The following is a 21,867-nucleotide window of genomic DNA, read 5'->3' as shown; positions in this document are numbered from 1 at the left end:
TATCATGCCCGCGGCTTGCCTTCCGCGCCCTTTTTCTCTACGTAGCGACCAGCGCTAGTACGGCATTCCAATATTTCAAACGCGGAGAGAGACATGATTCTGCTTGACGGAAAGGAAACGGCCGCGACCATTCGCGCCGAAATCAGGGAAGAAGTTGAACAGCTTGAGGCCAAGTACGGCCGCAAACCCGGACTGGCCGTGGTGTTGGTGGGCGAAGACCCGGCCAGCCAGGTCTACGTGCGCAACAAGGAACGCGCCTGCGCGGACTGCGGCATCCGGTCCATTCCCCATCGGCTCGAAACAGCCAGCCAGCACGAGCTGGAAGGGCTCATCCAGGAACTCAACCGCGACGTCTCGGTGGACGGCATCCTGGTCCAGCTGCCCCTGCCCAAGGGGCTCGACTCCCAGAAGATCCTCGACCTGATCGACCCGGACAAGGACGTGGACGGCTTCCACCCGGTCAACGTGGGCAAGATGTCCCTGGGCCTGCCCGGCTTCAAGCCCTGCACCCCGGCGGGCGTCATCAACCTGCTCAAACGCTACGGCCTCGACCCCGCCTGCAAGAAGGCCGTGGTCATCGGCCGGTCCAACATCGTGGGCAAGCCCCTGGCCATGATGCTCTCCCAGAGCGGCCCCTGTGCCAACGCCACCGTGACCCTGTGCCACTCCCGCACCGCCAACCTCAAGGCCGAATGCCTCGAAGCCGACTACGTCTTCGCCGCCATCGGCCAGCCCAACTTCGTGACCGCCGATATGGTCAAGGAAGGCGCGGTCGTGGTCGACGTGGGCATCAACCGCACCGACGAGGGACTGGCGGGCGACTGCGACTTCGAAGGGCTCAAGGACAAGGTTCACGCCATCACCCCGGTCCCGGGCGGCGTCGGCCCCATGACCATCGCCCAGCTCATGGTCAACACCCTCCAGGCTTTCAGGATGCACGTGGGCGCGGAATAGACGCGGTCCCAAGCGCATTGAATCATCGGAAGGCCGGAGAAATCCGGCCTCTTTTTTTTGCCTCCGCATTGCAGCTTCCCGCCATGTTGCGGCGCAATTAAACATGGACATCCGATGGGTTGGGCCATACCCGACCTTGGAAGTCTGTTTTTTTGACTTTTCGGAAATCACGGTATAGAAAACAGTAATGCGAATCGTTCCGAAAATGGCGCTGTGCCTTCTCCTCATCGCCGGGTTGCTTGCGTATCCCGCCGCGTTCGCGAAGACCGTCCAGGCCGGGGACACGGTCTGCTCCGGTCAGGCCGGATGCGCCCATTGCGCCAAGGGAGATTCGCCCCGCCCCATGCCCATGCATGGGAAAGCCCCGGCCCCGGCCGGGTCCTGTTGCCCCGTGCCTGTCATGGAGCCGGTCGACGTTGACGGGGATTGCATCTGTTCGCACACCCCGGGGACGCCCCTGACGAACACGGACGGGTTAGTGCCCGCGCCCACGACGAAGCAGCTCGTCGCCCACCACGGGGCGGCCGACGCCCGAAACGCCCGCCGTGCGGACGCCCCTGCCCACCAGGACACCGTCAGGCCCGCGCGAGGCACCCCCTTGCCGCGTCTTTTCCTCTTCCTTCGCATCATGTCCTTCCGGATTTAGACTCCCCGCGTTCCGACGCCACCACTTTCCTTTCCGATTCATTGCCCGTTTCCCGTACGAACATGATGGGAAACACTTGATTCCCAATCGGGACCGACCGTTTTCGCGCAGGCAAACCACTGCGCGCAGACATGCGAGGAGCTACAATGCAAACTTACCGATTCACTCGAAATATCGTCTGTTGCCTGGCCGTCTTCATGGCCGCGATCCTTTGGACTTCCAACAACTCCTTGGCCTTCAGCCTGTTCAGCGACGGCTACGAGAGCGTCACCCCCAAAGACGGGGCCGTCATCATTCCCGTCGACAAGGTCGATGACGGCGACATCCACTTCTACAAACTCGCCGACAACGGCAAGGACATCCGGTTCTTCCTGCTGCAAAGCAACGACGGCGTGGTTCGCGCGGCCTTCGACGCCTGCGACGTGTGCTACGAATCCCGCAAGGGATACAGCCTGGAAGGCGATTTCGTGCGGTGCAACAATTGCGGTATGCGCTTTCACTCAAGCCGCATAAACGTGGCCGAAGGCGGCTGCAACCCGGCCCCGCTGAAACGAACCCGGGATGACGGCTCCGTGCGCATCCAGACGGCGGACATCCTGTCCGGCGCCCGTTTCTTCTAGGGGCGGTCATGAACATACTGACCATTCCCTTGAGGAATTCCCGGCGCAAGCCATGGCGTACAGGGCTGTTGGCGCTCGTCTTCACCCTGGGTGTGATGAGCGTGGTCTCCCTGGACGACGTGTCGCGCGTCATAGGAGACAGCCTGGAAAAGAAACTGACGGCCTATGGCGCCAACATCCTGGTGGCCCCCAAGGTGGAGACCCTGGCCGTGTCCTACGGAGGCTTCACCCTGGGCGCCATGAACATGGGAGAGCACTCCCTGCCCGGCGCGGAAACGGTGGAGGCCATCCGATCCATCGGTCTGAAGGACCGCATCGCGGCAATCGCGCCCAAGTTCATCACCTCAACGGTGATCCGGGATCACCGCGTGGGCGTCGTGGGCGTCCATTGGCAGGAGGAGCTCGGCATAAAGAGCTACTGGGCTATCGACGGCGCGTATCCCGAAGCGGAAAGGCAGATGCTCGCTGGATCGGTGGCGGCCGCGCGGCTGGGGCTCGGCATCGGCGACGTGGTGCGGCTCGGCCCCGACGCCTACACGGTCACCGGCATCCTGCACCAAACCGGCGGTGACGACGACAAGATGCTCATCACGGACCTCGCCTCGTTGCAGCAGACCATGGGCACGCCGGACCGCATCCACTTCGTGGAGGTGTCCGCCCTCTGCTCGGGCTGCCCCATCGAGGACATCGTCGCCCAGATACGGGAAGCCCTGCCGGACATGCGCGTCAACGCCCTCCAGAGCGTGGTCAAGCAGCGCATGTATTCCGTCACCTTTGTCAAGGATCTCGCCATGATCGTCAGTCTCGTCATCCTCCTGACGGCCTCGGCCATGGTCGGCGTCTCCATGCTTTCCGCCGTGAACGAGCGAAAGAAGGAAATCGGCATCCTGCGTTCCCTCGGCTATGCCAGGGGACAGGTCTTCGCCATCTTCTGCGTGGAGGCCTTTTTCATTGGGGTGCTGGCGGGGGCCGCGGGCTATGTCGCGGGCTACGCCGTCTCCTTCCGCATACTGGATGTCCTGGACGTGGCCGCCGATGCGGACATCGCCTTCGACTGGCTGCGATACGGCGGCGTCTGCGCCGTCATGGCCGGCCTGTCCGTGACCGCGGCCCTCATCCCCGCATGGAAGGCTGCCAAGGTGGAACCTTCCGAAGCCCTGCTCAGCCTGTAGGAGGCGACATGCTCAAAGCTGAAAACATATCCAAGACGTTTTATGGCGAAGGGACCCCGACAAAGGCTCTGGCGAACGTCTCCCTCACCGTGGAAGAAGGAGCGTTCGTTTCCATTGTCGGAAGATCCGGCTCCGGAAAAACAACCCTGCTGCACATCCTCTCCACCCTGCAAAAGCCCGACTCCGGCAGCGTGTTCTACAACGACGCCGACATCGTGCGGATCGGGGACGGAAAACTGAACACTATCCGGCACAAGGACTTTGCCGTGATCTTCCAGTTCCACCACCTGCTCCCCTACCTCTCGGTGCTGGAAAACGCGCTGCTCCCCTTCATGAACGGACTGCGCCCAGTGGCCCGGCGTCATGTAGAGGAAGCCAAACTATGCCTTGAGCGCGTCGGCCTGGGCGGCAAATGGGACCGCCTGCCTTCCATGCTCTCGGGTGGAGAGCAGCAGCGGGCCGCCATTGCGCGGGCGCTTGTCAAACAAGCGCGTTGCCTCTTCGCGGACGAACCCACCGGCAGCCTGGACAAGCGAACGGGCGAGGAAATCCTGACCCTCCTGAAGGAACTCAACGACGAGGGACTGGCGGTGGTGATGGTGACCCACGACCAGCAATACGCGGCCTATGCGGACACCGTCATCGAAATGGAAGACGGCTCAATCAGGCGCATGGCCAAACAGTAGGACGCCGTCAAGGCGGGCGGTTTCACCTGCCGCGCGACCCCATCAAAAAAGGACGAAGCCTGTCCGACAAGCGGCCCCTGCCCGGTCTTCCGGGCAGGGGCCGACCGCCGTAAAACGCGATGAACCGTTTTTTTGATAATGAAGGTATAAAGAATTCGTCGGGGACACCGATAAGAGGTGCATGATTATCTCCGGCGCACATATGAACTATGGGTTCATGCATCAGCTCAAGACGCGGGCCGACCAGGGCGAGGACCTGGGGAACGCGTCCAAGCTGCTGGACGACAGCCATGGGCTGCGCCTGGGACAGATCGCCGTGTCCAACCCGGCCAAGGACGGACTGACTCCGGCGGCCAGGGCTTTGGCCCATGCCCCCGGACAGGCGGACAAGCAGTCGGGAGATTTCCCCCGCACGCTGGGTGAGACCTTCGCCAACGAGATCATCCGCCGCATGGGCGATGTCACGGACGAAAACGGCGAGGCCAAGGACACCGACGGGCTGCGCGACCAGCTCGCCTCCACCATGGACTGGCTGCGCGAACGGTTCGGCGACGACACCGCCGCCGCGGCCGCCGGAATGATCGTTCAGGCCACCTCCTCCGGCGTGAACGAGGACACCCTGGGCAACGGCCTGCTCAACGTCCTCAAGTTCATCGACCGCAATTTCGGCGTTGCCGCTGGCGACGCGGCCATCTCCCAGTTCAATTCCGGCATCAACACGGCCCTGAACGAGTTCTTCGACAACGGCCAAAACGAGATTTTCCACGTCGCCGAATCTTCCGGCGGCGACTCAGCCACCCAGGACGTCAACGCCAGATTCTTCCTCAAGGCGGCGCAAGACTCGAACGAAGCCGACGCCGACCCCCTGGAAGAACTCAACAATCTTCTGGAGCAGCTCAAGGGCGAACTCGACAACGTGGCCCAGCTTCAGGACCTGACCACCCGGCTTGAAGCGCGGTTCAATCCAGCCAAGGCGAGCATGAACCAAGCCCTGGAAGCCTATCAGGCAGTGCCCGGTGACGCCGCCCCGCAGCTGGCCAGCATAACGGTCTAGACCCCACCCCGCGCTTTTTGCAAGCCGACTCGAAAGGGTCGGCTTTTTCCTGCTCCGCCCGAATTCCGTATCAATACAACATTCCTCCGCGCCCCGCCCCTTCCGCCCGACAGAGCGGCAATGAAGACGCAAGCGGTCCCACCTCTGTCCGCCGGAGACAAAATCACCTGGCATCCCGAAGGCGGCTCCAACGTCCGCCCTTGCCCACAAAAAAACGCCCCGGCCGACGATGCGGCGGGGCGTTTTTCATTGGGCTTGGTACGGGCCTAGTACAGGCGGTGTTCGTCCACGTAATCCAGGACAAACCGTTCGGCCTCCTCAAGGGTGGCCACGTCGTCGCGGACCTGAGCCTCAAGGAGCTGATCGCGGATCTTGCCGATGGCCGGACCGGGCTTGAGCTTGGCCAGCTCCATGATCCGATTGCCGTCGAGCAGCGGTTCGAGTTCGAGATCCGGGATATCGGCGCGCTCGGCCATCTTGAGGTTGTGGTTGAATTCGCGCCAGGAGCCGTTGCGTGCCTTGATGTCGGCGCGGACCATCTCCATGATGCGCGGGTATTCGTCCAGGGAGCGCAGCCGCCGAATGCCCTTGTCGGTGAGCATGAAATGGGGGCGCATGTGGTTCTGAACAAGCTCGCAGATGAGATCGATATCCTGCTCCTCGAAGCGGAGACGCTTGAGGACCTTGCGGGTGACCTTGGCGCCCACGCGGTGATGCTGGAGGAAATTCCAGCGGTCTTCGTAGAATTCGGCGGTGTAGAGCTTGCCGATGTCGTGGAACAGACAGGCCACGGTGCCGAACCAGTCAAAGGGAAGCTCCTCGGGATAGGCCTTCATGACGTCCAGGGTGTGTTCCAGAACAGTCTCCTCGACGCCCTCCTCGGCATTCTTGATCTGCCGGACGCGGGACAGGGCCGCGATCTCCGGGATAAGCCCGTGCAGGAGCATGGAGTCGAAAAGCAGGCCGAAGAACTTGTGCATGGATTCGGCCTCGACCTTGCGCCATTCGTCCAGGAAGTCGGACATGGGCACGTAGTCGAGCACGCGGCGGGAGTTGCGCACAATGGCGATCCAGGAGTTGGCCTCGATTTCCTTGTCGAAATTGGCCGCGAAACGCATGGCGCGGTAGGCCAGGGAGTAGTCCTTTTTCAGGGCCTGGTCGGGCATTCCCTTGAAGCGGATCTGTCCCTCGGTGAAGTCCGCGAAATCGGCGTAGGTCTCCTTGGCCCGGGGAATGAACGGGCAGACGGCGGACAGGGGAATGTCGCCGCGCCGCTCAAGCCGCTTCATCAGCCGGGGGGTCATGGTGGAGACCTCCTCGTCCGTGTAGGCTGCCACTTCGGTGGACGCGGGGTAGAAGTAGTAGGTCACGCCCCCTTCCACGAGGGTGCCGAGGATTCCCTTGTCGCCGGACTCCTCCATGGTGGGGAAGTATTTCTTCAACTCGTCGAACGTGGCCTCGGTGCAAATGTCCAATTCCTGCTCGCTGCCCGTTTCGTCCAGGGTAAGCGCCTGGAGTCGGGCATTGATGATATATGCGTCAAACCCGTTGCGCATGATGGTTTTGCAAAAGCCGACAGCATCTTTGAAAGGCTGGCTCATATCATTCCTCTCTCGGCCGTCCCGACAGGCTCGAAACGGACGGCCTCACTTTGAATCGTTGGCTGGCCGCGCCGCAAAAAAAGGCATCGCCCCGACGCGGCTCCCGGGCCTTATAGGTTACCGGGAAATCCTGCTATACAACCTTTTTGCCCGCAATGAAATGGGTTTTTACCCGTCCCTTCAGAACGGAGCCGAGCAAGGGAGTGTTCTTGCCCTTGGAATGCAGGGTGGCCGGAGAGACGGTCCAGTCCTCGTCCTCGTCGAACAGGAAGAAGTCCGCCGGGTCGCCGGGCTTGAACGCGTTCACCGGCAGCTTGAATATCCCGCACGGGGCCGTGGTCCAGGCGCGGAGAAAGGCCTCGCGCGTGAGCACGCCGTCGCGAACCAGCCCCCAGGTCACGGAAAGCGCCGTGTCCAGTCCGGTGATGCCGCAGGGAGCCACGTCGAACTCGGTCTCCTTCTCGTAGCCCGCGTGGGGCGCGTGGTCCGTGGCCAGGCAGTCGATGGTCCCGTCGTTCAGGGCCTCGATCATGGCCTGCCGGTCGTCCTCGGTGCGCAAGGGCGGATTGACCTTGGCCAGCGCGTCGAATTCCGTGGCCTCGGCTTCGAGGATGTTCTCGGTCATGGTCAGGTAATGCGGCGTGGTCTCGGCGGAAATCTTCACGCCGCGCGACTTGGCGAAGCGGATGAGGTCCGCGGACCGGCGGCAGGAGATATGCGCCAGATGAATGGGCAGGTCCAAATATTCGGCGAGCAGAATGTCGCGCGCCACCTGCATGGCCTCGGCCACGTCGGGCTGGCCGGGCAGGCCCAGGCGGCTGGACACCTCGCCCTCGTTGACGCCCGCGGCGACGCCCAGATACGGGTCCTCGCAATGGTCGATGACCACGCGGTCCCAGTCAGAGGCGTATTCCACGGCCAGACGGAATATCTTGGTGGACTCCACAGGCACGCCGTCATTGGAAAAAGCAGCGCATCCGGCCTCGGCCAGCTCGCCCATGGGCGCAAGCTCCTTGCCCTGCAACCCCTTGGTCAGCGCGCCGATGGGGAACAGCCTCGGGCCGTCGGGCCAATGTTTGCGCGCCTTGTCGAGCATGAACTCGGTGACCGCGCCGTTGTCGTTCACCGGCTTGGTGTTGGCCATGCACATGATGTTGGAGAACCCGCCCCAGGCGGCGGCCCGCAGGCCGGACTCGACGTCCTCCTTGTATTCGAACCCCGGCTCGCGCAGATGCACATGCACATCGGTCATGGACGGCAAAAGAGTCAGCCCGAAGGCCTCCTCCACCACGGCGTCGCCCGCTTCGAGGGTCTCGGCCGAGGGTTTCACTTCCGCGATCTTGCCTTCGGAAACAAAGACGTCCACATCCTGTCCGTCCAATTTGGCTCGTCTGACAATCAAATCTATCTTGGCCATGTCTGCCTCCTGTATATGCCTCCGGCGGCCCTGCCGGGGGCCCCTCCGGGGGCCCAAGAACCTTTTGGAAAAGGTTCTCGGGAATCTCCAAAACTTTTTGTGCCGCTTCGCGGGGTCTGCCGCCCGCGAAGGGATTGCTTTTCCAATGAACGACTTCGCCGGAGGCGGTATTCTACTCTTCGCCCTTCCTGGTCATGTACAGGAACAGCAGGGCCATGCGCACGACCACGCCGCTGGCCACCTGATCGAGAATGAGGGAATTGGCGGTGTCGGCCAGCTCGGAGCTGATTTCCACCCCCCTGTTCAGGGGCCCGGGGTGCATGATGCGCACGTCCGGATTGGCCAGCTCGACATGCTTCATGCCCAGCCCGTAGGTCCTGGCGTATTCGCGCAGGTCGGGCAGCAGACCGTCCTTCTGGCGTTCGAGCTGCAAACGCAGGCACATGACCGCGTCCACGCCCCTGACCGCCTCGTCCAGGTCCGAGTAGACCTCGACCGGCCAATTCCTCACCGCCGGAGGCAGGAGGGTACGCGGGCCGCAAAGCCGGACCTTCGCGCCGAGCATGTTGAGCAGGATGACGTTGGAGCGGGCCACGCGGCTGTGGGCGATGTCGCCGAGAATAAGAATGGTCCTGCCGCTCAGGTCGCCCCACTCCTGGTGCAGGGTGAAGGAGTCCAAGAGGGCCTGGGTGGGATGGGCGTGCCGTCCGTCGCCCGCGTTGATGACCGAGCAGTCCAGCCGGTCCGCCATGAACCGGGCCGCGCCCGAGCACCAGTGCCGGATGACGATGGCGTCCGGGGCCATGGCCTGGAGGGTCAGGGCGGTGTCCTTGAGGGACTCGCCCTTGGTCAGGCTGGATGAACTCTTGGCCAGCGAGAACGTATCGGCGGACAGCCGCTTCCCGGCCACGTCGAAGCTCGTCTTGGTGCGCGTGCTCGGCTCGGCGAAGAAAAGCACCACGCTGCGGCCCTTGAGGGTGGGCACCTTTTTGACCGGCCGTTCCTGCAATTCCTGAAAACGCCCCGCCGTCTCGAAGATCGCCATGACCTCCGCCTTGGAGAGCCGGGACACGTCCAGCAGGTCCTTGTGTAACCATTTCATGTCGTTTCTGCCTCCGACAATCCTAGAATAACGCTTGTAGGGTATCCGGCACCAGGGCAAAGGAAGCGACCTTGCCCGGTTCCAGCGTGCCAAGGGTGTCGCCCGCGCCCAGAATGCGCGCCGGGTTGCGGGTCACCATGGCAAGCACATCCTCCAGGGACAGCTCGCCGTCGAAATTTTTCTTGATATACAGAGCCTCGTTCCACAGATCGAGGTCATGGTTGGAGGCCAGAGAGTCCGTTCCCAGGCAAAGGGGCGTGCCCGAGGCAAACCACTTCTCCCACGGGGCGCGGCCCACGCCGATGAACTCGTTGGAGCGCGGGCACAGGCATACCGTGGCCCCGGTTTCGCGCACGGCGACGATGTCCTCGTCCGTGACCTTCACGCAGTGCACGGCCAGGGTGGTCTCGTCGAGCAGGCCGAGATCAAGGGCCTGCCGGACCGGCCGCTTCCTCGGCGGCTCGAAGTCGAGCAGACGGCCGCGCGCCTGGAGCAGGTCCAGGAAGGCGCTCGGCTCGCCCGCCATGATGGCGACCTCGTCGTCATGCTCGGCCAGGTGCAGGGAAAAGGGCAGCCCCCGTTCCCGGCTCTCCTTCTTGGCGGCCCGGAGCACGTTCCTGTGGGTGGTGTACAGGGAATGCCCGGCCACGGACAGGAACCCGGCCTCGAACTCGCCCGAGGGAATGAACGTCCGCTTCGGAACGGTCTCGCCGATGGCTTCGCAGAAAACCGCGAAAAAAAGGCCGGATGCGGCGAGCATTCCGGCCATCTCCTTGGCGAAACGGGTGGCGATGTCCCCTACCATAACGGTCCCGGTCCGCTTCAATTCCTTGACGGCTTCGTCCAGGGCGTCCGGTTCGAGATCGAATATGGGCTGCTTGAGCAGATCCTCCACCCAGACGACGAATCCACGGCCCGAAGGGCACTTGCCCCGCAGGTGCGCCAGTTCCAGATGGGAATGGGCGTTGACCAGGCCGGGACAAAGGAAAACGTCCCCGAGATCGAGAACGTCGCCAGTGTGGACCTTGCCCAGGGACGCGAACGTGCCGACCTCCCTGATTATCCCCTGATCGACGAGAATGGCCGCGTCCTTGATGACGGGCGCGCCGGGTATCATGGTCGCGGCTTTGGCCGCACGAACGAGTTCAACCATCCGGTTTCGCGTGCTCCCCTGCTTCGGTTTCATGTCTTCGGTGATGTGTCCGCGCACGGACTGAAAATATCTCGTAGTATGTTTTGCGGTGAAGGTCCACACATATCAAACGGGTTCCGGCGGCGGCGCGTTGCGCAAACACGCCAATGACTGTAGAGGTTGCGCCATGCCCTGACCGACAAACCTTTTTTACCTGCGCGGTTAAACGGCCATGACGGTTCGAGGCAAAGAGGAACAATGTTTGCACGAACATCTGGTCACCGTCACAAAATGATCAGCAGGAGGATGGAGTGCAGAGATTCGCCTCGATGGGGTATAACCGCATCGCCCAAAAATACGCCCTGATTCCGGCCAACCGGGATGTGAGCAACGCCGCGATCGCGGCGATATGCGACACGGTAAAGGAGCGGGTGCGAACGCTCGGTGATTCATATGCCCTGCCTCTGTTTACAGACGCACACGAGATGATGCGCACCGCGCCGGTCGATTTCGAGGCGGAGATCGGCGGATTCGCCGTCAACGAAAGAACGGTCAGGAATTTCGAGGCGCGCCTTCCCGGGGATAGGAAGGCGTGGCCCCGCTACCGCGCCAATCCCCTGCACGTCTCGGGCCTCGCCCCTGCCGCCTGCCCGGAACATTTGGTCAACGGTATCGAGCAGGCAACCGACAGGCCGACCGCCCTCCATGGGGCCTCCCCCCGGCACCCCGCCACGGCCCGGCGCGCGAGGCATGCATGAGGATCATATCCATCACGCCGGATATCGACAGCGGGGGCGCGGCTAAAAGCCTGTTCGTCCTTGCCAGGGCGTTGGCTGAACAAGGCCATTCCCTGTGCATCATGAGTATCGCAAAACCTTCCAGGACCAAGCGTAAGGTGGAAGAACTCACAGCCATGGGCGTTGACGTCCGGTTCTTCAACATCCCCTATTTCCCCATAAGGCTGATCGCCTGCCCCATACCATTCTGGAAGAACGTCGGTCGGGCCCTCGCCAGACTGGGCGAATTCAAAAGGCTGGCGGCGGAGGTTCGAGCGTTCAATCCGGACGTGATCCACTACAACAGCTACACGACGCTGCACATAGCGTCCTTGCTGAAAGGCTACAAGGCCGTCCTGCACGCCAGGGAGGTCCTTGTGGAACCAGCGGCATCGCTCCCGCTGACAAGGCTTATCATGAAGTCCAGGGTGGCGAGGGTGATCGCCATCTCTCCCGAGGAAAGAGAACAGGCAAGCCGCCTTTTCTCCCTGCCGGTCAGCATGGTATTCAACCCTCCGTTGGGGCCGTTGCGCTACGCGCCCCTGCCAGAGGACCACTCGCTGGTCTACGGAGCCTTTTCCCACATCACCCCCATCAAGGGGCAGATGGAGCTGGTAAAAGCGTGCGCGGCGGCAGCCGGGGAGTTGCGCGCAGCGAATGTCCAGGTCCGCATCTGGGGAGGAGCCGTGGGAATCCACCAAGGCTACCATGACGCCGTGGCCGAGGAAATCGAACAGAACGGCCTCAGGGAAACCGTCGTGTTCAAAGGCTTCACGGACCAACCGGAAGAAGAGATGAAAAAATGCCACTTGATCGTGCGCCCGGACGCGGCGGGCCAGCCATGGGGCAGGGACGTCATCGAATCGCTGAGCATGGGACGCCCGGTTCTGGCCACCGGAAGCAGGCAGACCTTCATCCGTTCCGGTGAAAACGGGATACTTGTTCCGCCCAGGGACGTGGACGCCCTGGCGCGCGCCCTGGTCCGGTTGGCGAACCGCCGCGTGTTGCGGGAAATGAGCGAGGCCGCCTTTGACTTCGCCCGCAGGAACCTCGATCCCGGGATAAACATCGGGAAAACCATAGACTGCCTGCGGCTGGTGGCCGGACAGGCGGAATAGCCCGCTTCATCGGCGGGACGCGGCCCGGTTTCGCTAACGCGCGCGGCATCACTTTATTCTTGAGCTGACGGCGGCCGGGCAACGAACAAAGACAAGGAGCAATTCCTCATGGCATATACACTCGAGGACTCGCAACGCCACATCTCACAGACATATTTCAAACACGATCGGATCAGGGCGGAGCAGTACGGGGAATACATGTCCGGCCCCCACGACAAGACCGTGGTGCACATCCCCGCCCGGGCAGGCTCCACCCGCATCGCCCACAAGAACATCCGGGAAATATGCGGCGTCCCCCTCATCGCCTACACCATCGCCATCGCCAAAGCGTTGCCGGTCGATCGTGTCATCGTCAATACGGACAGCCGGGAATACGCCAGGATAGCCGAACAGTACGGCGCCGAGGCGCCCTTCATCCGCCCTGCGGAACTGGCCAGCGACGACGCGTCACCGGGCCTGGCCTCCTATTACGCAAAGCACTTCCTGCTCACCGAGGGATATCCTCTCGGGGTCTTTATCGATCTGTATCCCACCTCGCTCTTCCGCAACGTCAAAACCATGACTCGCTACGTCGAGATGACCCGCAAGGCGGGCTGCTGCTCCACCGCCGTCATGCCGGATGTGGACCTCAACAGGCTGTTCACGGAAAACGACAGGATCGAGCTGCCGCCCTGCACACGCCGGGACGAACTCAACCTGTATTGCCGACTCCTTGGAAATTTCGTCGGGGCGAGAGTCCTCAACCGGGAAATGCGCTGGCTCCACTATGAGCTCATCGACAACCCCGTCGAGCTCATCGACATCGACGAGGACGAGGATTTTGCGCTGGCCGAATACATCATTGAACATGAACTCTACGATTTCGGGGTGTCCATATGAAGGCGTTCCTCTCCTTCGGTTTCTACGATATCCGGGAGCAGCAGCTTGTCTCCTCGGCCGTGATTCTGAAGCACCTTGTCGAAGTGGCCCGTGACGCCGTGGCCCAATGCCCGGGGCTTGAAATGAGCGGGATTCTGACGCCTCACGCCCTGGATTTGCCGGATGACGAGGACATCCCCTGCCACGACATCCGGCCCTGCGATCGCTTTCGCGCAGAATTCGAGGCCATGCGCGCCCTCACGGCCGATTCGGACGACACGGACCGCGTGCTCGTCCTGCGCCCGGGCCAGGGGGCCCTTTTCCGCTCTCGGGTGCACCATTTTCATGAGGCCGTGCAGGGACGCGGCGAGCCGCTGATCGTCTCCACTATCCAATGCACCTCCACGGTGCATCCCATGTGGAATCTCAGGGTGGCGGACCGGCGCTTCTTTTCCAGGACCGCGGTGCGTCATCCCCGCAGCGGCACGAACTTCGTCCAACCCCTGAGCACAGTCTGCCCGGAGCTATGGGAGGCCGTGGGCAAACAAACAGGCGACCGGCCCACGGGTTCCCAACACCTGGACCCCCTGTACCGATACGACGGTGCGCTTTACGGAATCTCGCTCCGGAGCATGGACAACATGGACGGAACCATGCCCGAAATGCACCCAGTGCCGTGCCCCGAATCCGGAGGGGCCAAGGAAAACCTGCTGCTCCGGCTACCCGTTTTCCAGATGAGCCGGGAGACGGTCATCAACATTTCCACCCTTGAGGCCCTGCTCATCAAAAACCGGGAAAACGGCGGGAATCAACTATAACCGCCCCGCCGGGCGAGGCTGTGTCATCCCGCCGGGGGGCCAGCCTCTTCCTGCTGCCTGAGTTCACCCCAAATCTCATAGTCGCGGTCCTGGTACACTTCGACATGGTTGCGCTGCAACGCCTGGTACAAGGGTATCGCCTTCAGTTTAAACTGCTCGATATCAAATTTCCAAAAAACAAAAAAAGAGATGTTGTTTTCCCGTATCAACGTCTCCACATGCTCTATGGTATCGGCTCGAAGCAATGGGAAATACGCTTCCGAAAAGAGGTACGCGACCCGATGCGACAGGAACGGAGAGGGGAAGCCGGTATTCGAAACCGCGATGGAGCCGTCCCAAGGAGCATCCTTCTCCATCCCTTCAAACAGTTTCATTCCCTTTGAAAAGGGATCCTTGAAATCGCAAAAGAGCGCCCCCCATCGCTTGAACGCCCTCATCGCCGTCCAAAACGCCAAAATCACGACAAGCGCGGCAACGCCCTCCCGCAAGACCGGCCCATTGCCGGGAGGCGTCAGCAGGGAGGCGGCCGAGAAAGCCGTTATCATGGCTATGGGGTACCAGTGGAGGGGATACCGGATGTTGGAAACGAAGAAATCGGAGAACTGGTATGGCCCGATGTCCAGGACACCGGTGAACGGCAACAACAGGATCAAGGAAGTCGCCGCCGTGAACATGACTCCGAAAGGAACGGCGTGATGGAGGGAAAAGGCGCAGATGCCGGCAGAGGCGAGGACGCCCAGTGCGGTCATCGGCAGATTTCCCTTGAACACATGGAACAGCTTCCTTTTCCAACTGGTCGAATCGGAAGGCAGGCGGCAATTGAAGGCTGTTTTCATGTACGTTTCATGCGGCGTTCCCTTGAAGGCGCATCTGCGCCATATATTGCCCATGAACTGCCCGGTCTTCAGATATGCATGGATGTACTTCCTCAACGACAGGAGCATTCCCGCTCCACAGCTCAAGGAAGCCAGCACAAGCATGGGCGTGGAGGCGAGAGAGTCCCCGCTGAAGACAAGCGTAACGATCCACCCCAGAGCGGCACAGCCCAGGAGCAGCACGTTCAACGCATGAGCGTCGCCCACAAGGTAGCAAAAAACAAACAGGGCGATCACATAAGGAACGGCATTGTCCACGGCCATGAGCGTGGGCGCGCTCGCGAGAAAAACCAGCAGGCAGGCGGCCATGTTGAGGCGGTAGGCGTCCCGGCTAAACGACTGGACCGCGTAGTGGAAGCTGCGCGGGACAAAGGCCAGCATGGCCACTCCGCAAGCGGCCCAGACCGACCCCGAGATGACGAGTCCGGCCGCAAACGCCGAAAGAAAATAAAATATATTGTTGAGTTGCAATGCGCTGTTGATGGTGCATTGCCTCTCTAACATAGTCCCTTCCGTCATGAAATTCTGGGCAAACGCGAGATAGGCCGGATACGATGCGCCATGGGGCTCGCTCACAAAGTTCGGGAATATCGAGGTGAGATTGCAGAGCGACCGCACCTCGCGATTTTCACTGATGTATATGGCCATATCCATGTACGCATTCGCGTCATGATGGATATTGTTGGTCCTTGCGTAGGCAAAGAACATCCGGCATCCGAGGAGGAAGACGATGCCCACGGCGCAGAGCCCCGCGTAATCGCCGAAGGTCAACCTCGGCATCTGAAAATGAACAACACCTGCATAGAGCCGTCCCCCTCCCCAAAGTCCCGCGACCAGAAGCGGAACGGCGGTCAACAGCCACGGCGTCCACTTCGGGCGGATTTCGGTGAGGAGCAGCGTCCAAAAGCCCAGCACTGTGGGCGTCAACGCCGCGCCGACGAGGAACAGGACGACGGAGGAAATGTGCAACGTCGCCGACAGGGAACTCAGGACGGCTCCGAAGTTCGCGGCCAGCAGCGTCATATAGCCGATAAAGAAATAGCAATTCACTTTGGGATTCATAAGCTTTCTAACGTGCTCAGCCCTCAATACATTGGTGCATCCGCCATGAGCGGACGCCATGCGATTGATCTTTTCCATGACAGAACCGGGTTGCGACCGGCTCAATGAAAGACCTTCATTCTCTTCAACAGATGGAAGGCCCTGTAGACCAAGAGATAAAGTGGCCGATTCAACGTCAGATAGTATTCAAGCCTGTTCATCACCCTTCTTTTGACGGGTTGGGAGCGATCGTATTCTCTCGCTATTTCCTGGAGAGAAACATCCTTGTCGCGAAACATCGCCAGCAACTTTTCCGGTGCGGTTTTCCGCTTCGCGATGACGACGGAAGGCGTCGTTTCCGCCAATTTCAGCCGAGAAGAGGCTTTTGAGACGAAATCAAGGCCCTTTTCCGTAAACGCGGTGATTTGCGACAAACCACGCTTCCAACTGTCGCTGGTAACCAGGGTCATCTTGTGCCACGCATCTTCGAGCCTGATGTCGGCTTCGGAGGCATTCTTGAAATACACGCAGGAATGGCATGTCTGGTGCACACAGCCGTAGACGTTGAATATGCGACCGAGCAGGTCCTTATAGCTCGTTTTCGCGTAGACGCCCCCGTCCTTGAACTCGACTCTGGGCCCCCACGCCTTCCAGCTGATATCCTTGCCCCGGAAGTTGAGGGACTTTATCCCGGACGGATTGATCCCTTCAAGATACCGCACATACTTCTCCAAAGCCAAATATCCCATCGGCCCGAAGCATTTCAGATCCGCGTAGACGAAATTCTTGCTCTTGTAAGCCTTTCGCAGCGCACTGATCTGGCATGGGGTTGCGATGACCAACGCCTTGTCGACATCCTGCAAAGCCGAGAACGCGTCCAGCGTGTAGCTGGGGAAATACTTTGATCCCATGATGCGTCCGATCTCGCCCGAGTCCGTGATAAACACGTGCTCGACCCGCATCGTGTCATAATTCATTTCCGCGCCGACAACGGTGTAGCCTTCCTCCAGCGCGGTCAGGACCAAAGCGCTGGCGACGCCTCCGGAGGAACTGGAAAACCTGATCGATTCGTCCAAGTTGTACCCGACATAACTTTTCAATGCGGGGGGCGGCGTCGAGCGCTCCTGAAACTTATAGCAAACGTCGACGCACTTGCCGCAATCAACGCAAAAATCGCCGTCAGCGACGGCTACGGGATAGCCGTCTTGATCCCTTTGGATCGATATGCACGATGTGGGGCACACGATGGCGCAGACCATACAACCGCAACACGCGCGCTTACCTTGGGCATTAATATTCATTTTTTATGATGACCCCCTGTCCTGACGGTAAGGAAATGATCCTACACGCATTGTACTCGCCAAATTCGTCAGCGGCTTCTTTGACGCCGAGGCATGAAACAAGCCCGTACTCCTCAATAAAATGGCCCGCCGCCAGCGCAATACGAGGATAGGCGTATTGCAGGGCGTCCTTTGCGCCTTGATACGGGTTCAGGCGCGCATGGACAAAAGGCCACACCGCGCTCCCGATGCGTCTCTCCCATGCCCAGCGCAGACTTGATAGCTCTTTTTATCGAAAACACCGCACACACTCCTTGCGCGTCAAAGCGACCCCAGCAGTTCCGCGACCAACACGGCGTTCATCCTGGCCTTGCCGATGACCTCGGGAAGGCGTTCCCCGATCGCCTTCCGGCGGACTTCGCGCTGCTCCCACAGTTGCGCGACCGAATGCGCCAGGCCGTCCCGGGACATGCTCTCATGGGAAATGACCATGTCTTCCTGTCCCACCATCCGCATCATCTCGTGATACTTGTGGCTCCAGGCTATGGCCAGGGAAGGAACGCCCGACGACAAGGTCGCCACCAGAAAATGGAAACGGGAGCCCACGGCGATCTCCGCCCCGGCGCATATGCCCTTGGCGAGCTTCGGATCACTCACGGGCGGCACCAGGTGGCAGCGCGACGAATCGGCCAGGGCCGCCGCCACGGCTTCACACACGGCATAGTCATCCTCAGCGTCGTTCTTTAGTTCGTGCGACAGCAGGACGACGTGTATGCCCTCCTTTTCCAAGACCCATTTAGCGGCCTGGACAAGACTTTCGACGTAGAGATTCCTTTCGGAGGCGTCTATGTAGCTGTTCACGATGTGGCTCGGGCCCAATATGCAGTACCTGGCGTCCTCGGGCAAACCTATCCGCGCGAGCAGCGCCCGCACTTCCGCGTGTTCCGCGGGGGCCAGCCCAAAGGCGGAATCCGGCAGTTGCCTGACGTCCCGGCCGGGCAGAAGCTCTTTCACATACGATTCGCTGGCCGCGCCCCTGGCTATCAGCAGGCGCATACGGGACAGAAAGAATTTCGAAACGCGACGGATATAGCCCGTTTCGAACGGTCCCATCGCCTGGGAGGCTTTGACAATCGGTATCCCCGCGCCCAGCGCGGGAACGAACCAGAGGCAATTGATGAGCAGCCCCAAGCCGGGACGGTAATCCGTAAAGGAAATCCCGGACATGTCGACGAGCACGTCTCCCGTCGCGTAGGGCGCGAAATCGCCGCGAAACACCCAGCGGTAGGGCAGCTTCATCAGCCGGAGCAGCCATCCCGCGAGGCCGATGGGCACTCCGGGGAGCAGTTGGCGCACGGTCCGCATATTTTTCATCTCCCAGCCGCGCTCCCGGCAGAAGGCCTCATCGCCCTGCGGGTACTTGGACAAAACGGTGAACCGAACGCCGGGAAGATGTTTTTGCGCCTCCTCGGCAAAGGAAATATACAGGGCCGGTCCGCCGATATTGCCCGACATGCAGGCGCCGCAAAGCACGATTTCCCGATTGTCCTTACGCATTTTCCCCATCCTGGATTCCAATCTCCAACAACAACGTGTGGCAAAGCCGGGGGAACCTGCGGAACAGCCGTTCCATGGGCAAGAACCGTATTTCCCCGGTGACCTTGCCATACGCCGCCAACTCGTCCACGGAGTATTGGGTTACGATATTTTCCTGATCCCACCAGCCGTCCATGCCCGCCAGCTTTTTCAACCAATCCCACGGAGAACGCCCGTTCGGGACCAGCAGCAGGATTCTTCCGCCCGGACGGGTCACTCTTTTCAACTCCGCCACGAAGGAATCCAGATGCAGGTATTGGGCGACGGCACATGCCCAGACACCGTCGAAACTGTTGTCCGCGAAGGGCAAGGCGCTACCGTCGCCGCACACCTTTTCCCCATGGCGCAAACCGGCAAGGGCCGGGAGAGAAATATCGAAGACCACGGGCCTGCTGTCGACGAAATACGGGAGATATTCGCCCAGCCCGCCGCCGCAATCCAGAATTCTTCCCCGCAGACTTCCGGCCGCGGCGATGCGGCAGGGGCTGAGAACGGACTTATGCAAGCTTTCGTTCCTGATTCCGGAAGTCATGACAAATCCCCCTTCCTCCAATGCGACGCTATCTTGCCCATGGTGCTTATCCAAGCTCCTTGCCGACGCGCCTCGCACAAAACGTCCTTGTAAAATCCCAGCCGCTCGGGAAACAGCGTGGCGTTGCAAACGCATTGATGCCAATCCAAGGTGACGACCCCACCCCGCCCGGCTATATCTGCAACAACCTCTTCACTCCGTTTGCGGATCGCCGGGTTTTCAAGCCCGATGGTATCCATCAGGGTGATCGGCAGCTCGACCACCCCGCTTCCCTCAAGGGTATACGGCATGACGCCGTATCGCCCGTCATACGGTTTATGCGAATAGCCCCGCGTCGAATCAACCGTAAGCCCCACCCGGTCATACAGAGCAAACGTGACGCCTTCCTCCAGGCGAAGATAGTGCTGCCTGCCGCTGACCACGGGATGCCCCACGATCCGCTCCAGCCGATCTTTTTCCTGTTCCAGCAATGCCGGGGAGTTGTAGGAGAAAAGCGAGCCATGCAATCCTATTTCCCAGCCCCCGGCGTCGAGCTCCCGGATCACGGAGGCGACCGACGGGTCGGCGAAGCGGTACCGCCCCCAATACTTGGGGCCGAACCCCTTAGCGGTCTCATCCAGGAACAGGAAGGTGGAGCGCACCTGGTACGCCTCTTCCAGCTCGGCTAGCCGCTCAAAATTCCAGGCCGAGCTTCGCCTCCCCAAGGTCGCTGCCGCGTCACGGAATTCCCTAAGGGCCACGGCCGGGCCGCACCGGGCGCCACGCCAGAGCCGCTGATAAAGACAGCGCGTCACATGGTCCACGTCATGCGTGAGGCACAGGGCGTAGGGAGCGTTGTCTGGCCATGCGGTCATCCGGCGTTCTCCCGTATGGCGCGCAGCGTGGCGTCATGGATGATACTGGTCAAATCGTCCATGTCGGACAGCATTTCCCGCCGAAGGCCCTGGTACTTTTGGTTGTTCTCCTCATGCATGACGAAGTCGATCAGCTCCAAGGCCGACCCGAAATCGGATTGCCTGTACAGCAGCCCATAGCGTTCCTGCGCCTCAAGCGTCCCCGCTGACAACGGGTTGGTATAGATTGCGGGCACCCCCAGCATCGCGGATTCAGAGGCCATGGTCGCCCCTTCCCCGACGTACAGGCGGGCGAATGCCAGGACGTGATGTATGCTTTCGGGAGGCACAACCACGCACTTGGAGCGCAGTTCCCTGGAGAGCGGGGCCTCGCTGGTCAGCACGACCTTGCCAAAGGAGGACAGCCGGTCCACCAGGGCCACTTTCTCGCTGTTTGACATGCCCCGGCGTCCCAAATCGTGCGTTGCCTGCCAGGAAACGAAACGGGCAACACTGAAGGGGCGGGTGGCGGAAAGCCCCAGCGAAGATATGACCGCTTCATCCGGGGCAAACACGCTCGGATGAAGGTAGGCGAGTTCATGAAAGCCCTTGTAGCGCAGTTGCTTTTTCCCCAAGTCCCGTCGAAAAGCCGTCGAGGTCAACACATACCGGGTGAACGGAAGATAGAGCAGAGCCTGCTCCGTGGAATGCTCCGTGTCCTCCAAGGCGATATGAGGCACGCCGAGTATCCTCGAAGCCCACGCCGCCGGAGGGGAACCGAGGCTGACGATCGCCTCCGGCCTGAACTCCCGCGCCCGCTTGACTATCGCCCGGGTCTTGACGAGCAATTCCCACAGCAGGGAAACCATCCCGCCCTTACGCGTTGAGCACATGGCGAAGGGAAGCTTCCCGGCCTCAAGCAGCTTGCGGGTCACATCCTTGTCCCGCGCAGTGATAAACACCGCCCCGTCCTCGCCGATAATCCTTTGCGCCAAGGGAGTGAACAGATGGACCTGACCGGGGTGATTCACGTCGATGAGAAGCCTCATGCCACCTTCCTGGCCGCCACGAAAACCAGCGGGCTGTATTGCGGCAGGCGTTCCAGCCGCAACCCTCTTTCAACGGTCCCGCACATCCTTACCAACGGCGCATTGTCGCAATCACGGGGAAGCATGTTCCAATTGTAGCCCCACACATGGTCCACAGCAAAGGGAAACGCCAGCAATTCATCCAAACACTCGGAAAGGGTCCTTTCATAAAAACGGGCCACGGCCCGGCGATTCTTGTAAGCCAGATAGCGTTTGTATATCAGTCCCTTGAGACTGTTCCTGTTGGTCATGGTCACCAAAAACAGACCGCCAGGCCGCAGAACGCGCCACACATCCCCGAAAAAGGCCGCCCGATCCTGGAAGTAGTCCTGAACCTGCACGGCCGAGACCACGTCAAACGCCTCGCTTTGGAAAGGCAGGTGCTGGCCGTCGCTCTGGACCACCTTCGCCGCAGGGTCGCGCTGAAGGAAAATCGAAAGCGGGGTCCGGTCGTATTCCAGTCCGACCGCCGAATACCCCAGCCCCTCCAACACGTGGACGAACTTCCCCGCGCCGCAGCCGATATCCAACGCCAACCCGCCGCGCACGGGCCGCAAAACCCGATGAAAAAACTCGATCTCCCGGGAAGTCAGATAATGGCTGGTTGCGGACATGCACGCATCGTCCCACGCATATGGCGAAGCGCCTTCCATGAAATCCACCTTCTC

The 21,867-nt window shown here is 60.9% G+C and carries 21 protein-coding genes; 10 read left to right on the top strand and 11 right to left on the bottom strand.

From position 1 onward, the window contains the following. Positions 1-93 precede the first annotated feature (93 nt). From folD to LF599_RS00875, 6 genes are all read left to right on the top strand, one after another. On the top strand, positions 94-954 hold the full coding sequence (gene folD, locus LF599_RS00900; RefSeq protein ID WP_269940806.1) for a bifunctional methylenetetrahydrofolate dehydrogenase/methenyltetrahydrofolate cyclohydrolase FolD: 861 nt from the start codon (positions 94-96) through the stop codon (positions 952-954). A 187-nt stretch (positions 955-1,141) separates the two neighbouring features. Next, positions 1,142-1,600: a hypothetical protein gene (locus tag LF599_RS00895; RefSeq protein WP_279521929.1), complete on the top strand. Its 459-nt coding sequence runs from the start codon at positions 1,142-1,144 to the stop codon at positions 1,598-1,600. Between the two features lie 146 nt (positions 1,601-1,746). Continuing rightward, positions 1,747-2,220, top strand: coding sequence for a DUF2318 domain-containing protein (locus tag LF599_RS00890; RefSeq protein ID WP_279521928.1), 474 nt, complete (start codon positions 1,747-1,749; stop codon positions 2,218-2,220). Positions 2,221-2,228: 8 nt separating this feature from the next. Next, entirely contained in the window at positions 2,229-3,392 is a 1,164-nt protein-coding gene (locus tag LF599_RS00885; RefSeq protein ID WP_279521927.1) for an ABC transporter permease, read from the top strand. An 8-nt stretch (positions 3,393-3,400) separates the two neighbouring features. Continuing rightward, positions 3,401-4,078 (top strand): ABC transporter ATP-binding protein, encoded by a 678-nt coding sequence (locus LF599_RS00880; protein WP_279521926.1) that lies wholly within the window; start codon positions 3,401-3,403, stop codon positions 4,076-4,078. Positions 4,079-4,280: 202 nt separating this feature from the next. Further along, positions 4,281-5,132, top strand: a complete 852-nt coding sequence (locus LF599_RS00875; protein WP_279521925.1) for a hypothetical protein — start codon at positions 4,281-4,283, stop codon at positions 5,130-5,132. 266 nt (positions 5,133-5,398) lie between these two features. Here the strand turns inward: LF599_RS00875 and LF599_RS00870 are convergent, their stop codons facing one another. The 4 genes from LF599_RS00870 to LF599_RS00855 form a co-directional block, all read right to left on the bottom strand. Next, positions 5,399-6,733 carry an HD domain-containing protein gene (locus LF599_RS00870; protein ID WP_279521924.1) on the bottom strand — a complete coding sequence of 445 codons (1,335 nt, stop codon included), beginning with the start codon at positions 6,731-6,733 and terminating at the stop codon, positions 5,399-5,401. Positions 6,734-6,866: 133 nt separating this feature from the next. Further along, a complete protein-coding gene (locus LF599_RS00865) occupies positions 6,867-8,150 on the bottom strand; it encodes a dihydroorotase (RefSeq protein WP_279521923.1) in 1,284 nt (427 codons plus the stop codon). Positions 8,151-8,322: 172 nt separating this feature from the next. Further along, entirely contained in the window at positions 8,323-9,252 is a 930-nt protein-coding gene (locus tag LF599_RS00860; RefSeq protein ID WP_279521922.1) for an aspartate carbamoyltransferase catalytic subunit, read from the bottom strand. Between the two features lie 22 nt (positions 9,253-9,274). Then, complete coding sequence (locus LF599_RS00855; RefSeq protein ID WP_279521921.1) at positions 9,275-10,405, bottom strand: amidohydrolase family protein; 1,131 nt, start codon at positions 10,403-10,405, stop codon at positions 9,275-9,277. Between the two features lie 290 nt (positions 10,406-10,695). On the opposite strand from LF599_RS00855, the gene LF599_RS00850 reads away from it, so the two are divergent. The 4 genes from LF599_RS00850 to LF599_RS00835 all read left to right on the top strand — a co-directional run bounded on the left by LF599_RS00850 (position 10,696) and on the right by LF599_RS00835 (position 13,954). Then, positions 10,696-11,142: a Gfo/Idh/MocA family oxidoreductase gene (locus tag LF599_RS00850; RefSeq protein ID WP_279521920.1), complete on the top strand. Its 447-nt coding sequence runs from the start codon at positions 10,696-10,698 to the stop codon at positions 11,140-11,142. After that, complete coding sequence (locus LF599_RS00845) at positions 11,139-12,278, top strand: glycosyltransferase family 4 protein (protein ID WP_279521919.1); 1,140 nt, start codon at positions 11,139-11,141, stop codon at positions 12,276-12,278. The genes LF599_RS00850 and LF599_RS00845 overlap by 4 nt, the downstream gene beginning before the upstream one ends. A 108-nt stretch (positions 12,279-12,386) precedes the next feature. Continuing rightward, positions 12,387-13,157, top strand: a complete 771-nt coding sequence (locus tag LF599_RS00840) for a cytidylyltransferase domain-containing protein (RefSeq protein ID WP_279521918.1) — start codon at positions 12,387-12,389, stop codon at positions 13,155-13,157. Then, positions 13,154-13,954, top strand: coding sequence for a hypothetical protein (locus LF599_RS00835; RefSeq protein WP_279521917.1), 801 nt, complete (start codon positions 13,154-13,156; stop codon positions 13,952-13,954). The genes LF599_RS00840 and LF599_RS00835 overlap by 4 nt, the downstream gene beginning before the upstream one ends. A 23-nt stretch (positions 13,955-13,977) precedes the next feature. Here the strand turns inward: LF599_RS00835 and LF599_RS00830 are convergent, their stop codons facing one another. The 7 genes from LF599_RS00830 to LF599_RS00800 all read right to left on the bottom strand — a co-directional run bounded on the left by LF599_RS00830 (position 13,978) and on the right by LF599_RS00800 (position 21,852). Then, positions 13,978-15,969 (bottom strand): hypothetical protein, encoded by a 1,992-nt coding sequence (locus tag LF599_RS00830; protein ID WP_279521916.1) that lies wholly within the window; start codon positions 15,967-15,969, stop codon positions 13,978-13,980. 23 nt (positions 15,970-15,992) lie between these two features. Then, complete coding sequence (locus LF599_RS00825) at positions 15,993-17,171, bottom strand: Coenzyme F420 hydrogenase/dehydrogenase, beta subunit C-terminal domain (RefSeq protein WP_279521915.1); 1,179 nt, start codon at positions 17,169-17,171, stop codon at positions 15,993-15,995. Between the two features lie 300 nt (positions 17,172-17,471). Continuing rightward, positions 17,472-18,707 carry a polysaccharide pyruvyl transferase family protein gene (locus LF599_RS00820; RefSeq protein ID WP_279521914.1) on the bottom strand — a complete coding sequence of 412 codons (1,236 nt, stop codon included), beginning with the start codon at positions 18,705-18,707 and terminating at the stop codon, positions 17,472-17,474. After that, entirely contained in the window at positions 18,700-19,278 is a 579-nt protein-coding gene (locus tag LF599_RS00815) for a class I SAM-dependent methyltransferase (protein WP_279521913.1), read from the bottom strand. The genes LF599_RS00820 and LF599_RS00815 overlap by 8 nt, the downstream gene beginning before the upstream one ends. Further along, positions 19,275-20,132: a polysaccharide deacetylase family protein gene (locus tag LF599_RS00810; RefSeq protein WP_279521912.1), complete on the bottom strand. Its 858-nt coding sequence runs from the start codon at positions 20,130-20,132 to the stop codon at positions 19,275-19,277. The genes LF599_RS00815 and LF599_RS00810 overlap by 4 nt, the downstream gene beginning before the upstream one ends. Further along, on the bottom strand, positions 20,129-21,160 hold the full coding sequence (locus tag LF599_RS00805; protein WP_279521911.1) for a DUF354 domain-containing protein: 1,032 nt from the start codon (positions 21,158-21,160) through the stop codon (positions 20,129-20,131). Before LF599_RS00805 ends, LF599_RS00810 begins: the two co-directional genes overlap by 4 nt. Then, positions 21,157-21,852 carry a class I SAM-dependent methyltransferase gene (locus LF599_RS00800; protein ID WP_279521910.1) on the bottom strand — a complete coding sequence of 232 codons (696 nt, stop codon included), beginning with the start codon at positions 21,850-21,852 and terminating at the stop codon, positions 21,157-21,159. The genes LF599_RS00805 and LF599_RS00800 overlap by 4 nt, the downstream gene beginning before the upstream one ends. Between the last annotated feature and the right edge of the window lie 15 nt (positions 21,853-21,867).

Source organism: Pseudodesulfovibrio thermohalotolerans, assembly GCF_021353295.2.
Classification (GTDB): domain Bacteria; phylum Desulfobacterota; class Desulfovibrionia; order Desulfovibrionales; family Desulfovibrionaceae; genus Pseudodesulfovibrio; species Pseudodesulfovibrio thermohalotolerans.
Note: the sequence above shows the minus strand (reverse complement) of the source record. Positions and strands in the feature narration are given on the sequence as shown.

Coding starts and splice junctions, on each gene's coding strand:
- folD (WP_269940806.1), top strand. CDS start 94: ATGATTCTGCTTGACGGAAAGGAAACGGCCGCGACCATTCGCGCCGAA.
- LF599_RS00895 (WP_279521929.1), top strand. CDS start 1,142: ATGCGAATCGTTCCGAAAATGGCGCTGTGCCTTCTCCTCATCGCCGGG.
- LF599_RS00890 (WP_279521928.1), top strand. CDS start 1,747: ATGCAAACTTACCGATTCACTCGAAATATCGTCTGTTGCCTGGCCGTC.
- LF599_RS00885 (WP_279521927.1), top strand. CDS start 2,229: ATGAACATACTGACCATTCCCTTGAGGAATTCCCGGCGCAAGCCATGG.
- LF599_RS00880 (WP_279521926.1), top strand. CDS start 3,401: ATGCTCAAAGCTGAAAACATATCCAAGACGTTTTATGGCGAAGGGACC.
- LF599_RS00875 (WP_279521925.1), top strand. CDS start 4,281: ATGAACTATGGGTTCATGCATCAGCTCAAGACGCGGGCCGACCAGGGC.
- LF599_RS00870 (WP_279521924.1), bottom strand. CDS start 6,733: ATGAGCCAGCCTTTCAAAGATGCTGTCGGCTTTTGCAAAACCATCATG.
- LF599_RS00865 (WP_279521923.1), bottom strand. CDS start 8,150: ATGGCCAAGATAGATTTGATTGTCAGACGAGCCAAATTGGACGGACAG.
- LF599_RS00860 (WP_279521922.1), bottom strand. CDS start 9,252: ATGAAATGGTTACACAAGGACCTGCTGGACGTGTCCCGGCTCTCCAAG.
- LF599_RS00855 (WP_279521921.1), bottom strand. CDS start 10,405: ATGGTTGAACTCGTTCGTGCGGCCAAAGCCGCGACCATGATACCCGGC.
- LF599_RS00845 (WP_279521919.1), top strand. CDS start 11,139: ATGAGGATCATATCCATCACGCCGGATATCGACAGCGGGGGCGCGGCT.
- LF599_RS00840 (WP_279521918.1), top strand. CDS start 12,387: ATGGCATATACACTCGAGGACTCGCAACGCCACATCTCACAGACATAT.
- LF599_RS00835 (WP_279521917.1), top strand. CDS start 13,154: ATGAAGGCGTTCCTCTCCTTCGGTTTCTACGATATCCGGGAGCAGCAG.
- LF599_RS00830 (WP_279521916.1), bottom strand. CDS start 15,969: ATGGAAAAGATCAATCGCATGGCGTCCGCTCATGGCGGATGCACCAAT.
- LF599_RS00825 (WP_279521915.1), bottom strand. CDS start 17,171: ATGAATATTAATGCCCAAGGTAAGCGCGCGTGTTGCGGTTGTATGGTC.
- LF599_RS00820 (WP_279521914.1), bottom strand. CDS start 18,707: ATGCGTAAGGACAATCGGGAAATCGTGCTTTGCGGCGCCTGCATGTCG.
- LF599_RS00815 (WP_279521913.1), bottom strand. CDS start 19,278: ATGACTTCCGGAATCAGGAACGAAAGCTTGCATAAGTCCGTTCTCAGC.
- LF599_RS00810 (WP_279521912.1), bottom strand. CDS start 20,132: ATGACCGCATGGCCAGACAACGCTCCCTACGCCCTGTGCCTCACGCAT.
- LF599_RS00805 (WP_279521911.1), bottom strand. CDS start 21,160: ATGAGGCTTCTCATCGACGTGAATCACCCCGGTCAGGTCCATCTGTTC.
- LF599_RS00800 (WP_279521910.1), bottom strand. CDS start 21,852: ATGGAAGGCGCTTCGCCATATGCGTGGGACGATGCGTGCATGTCCGCA.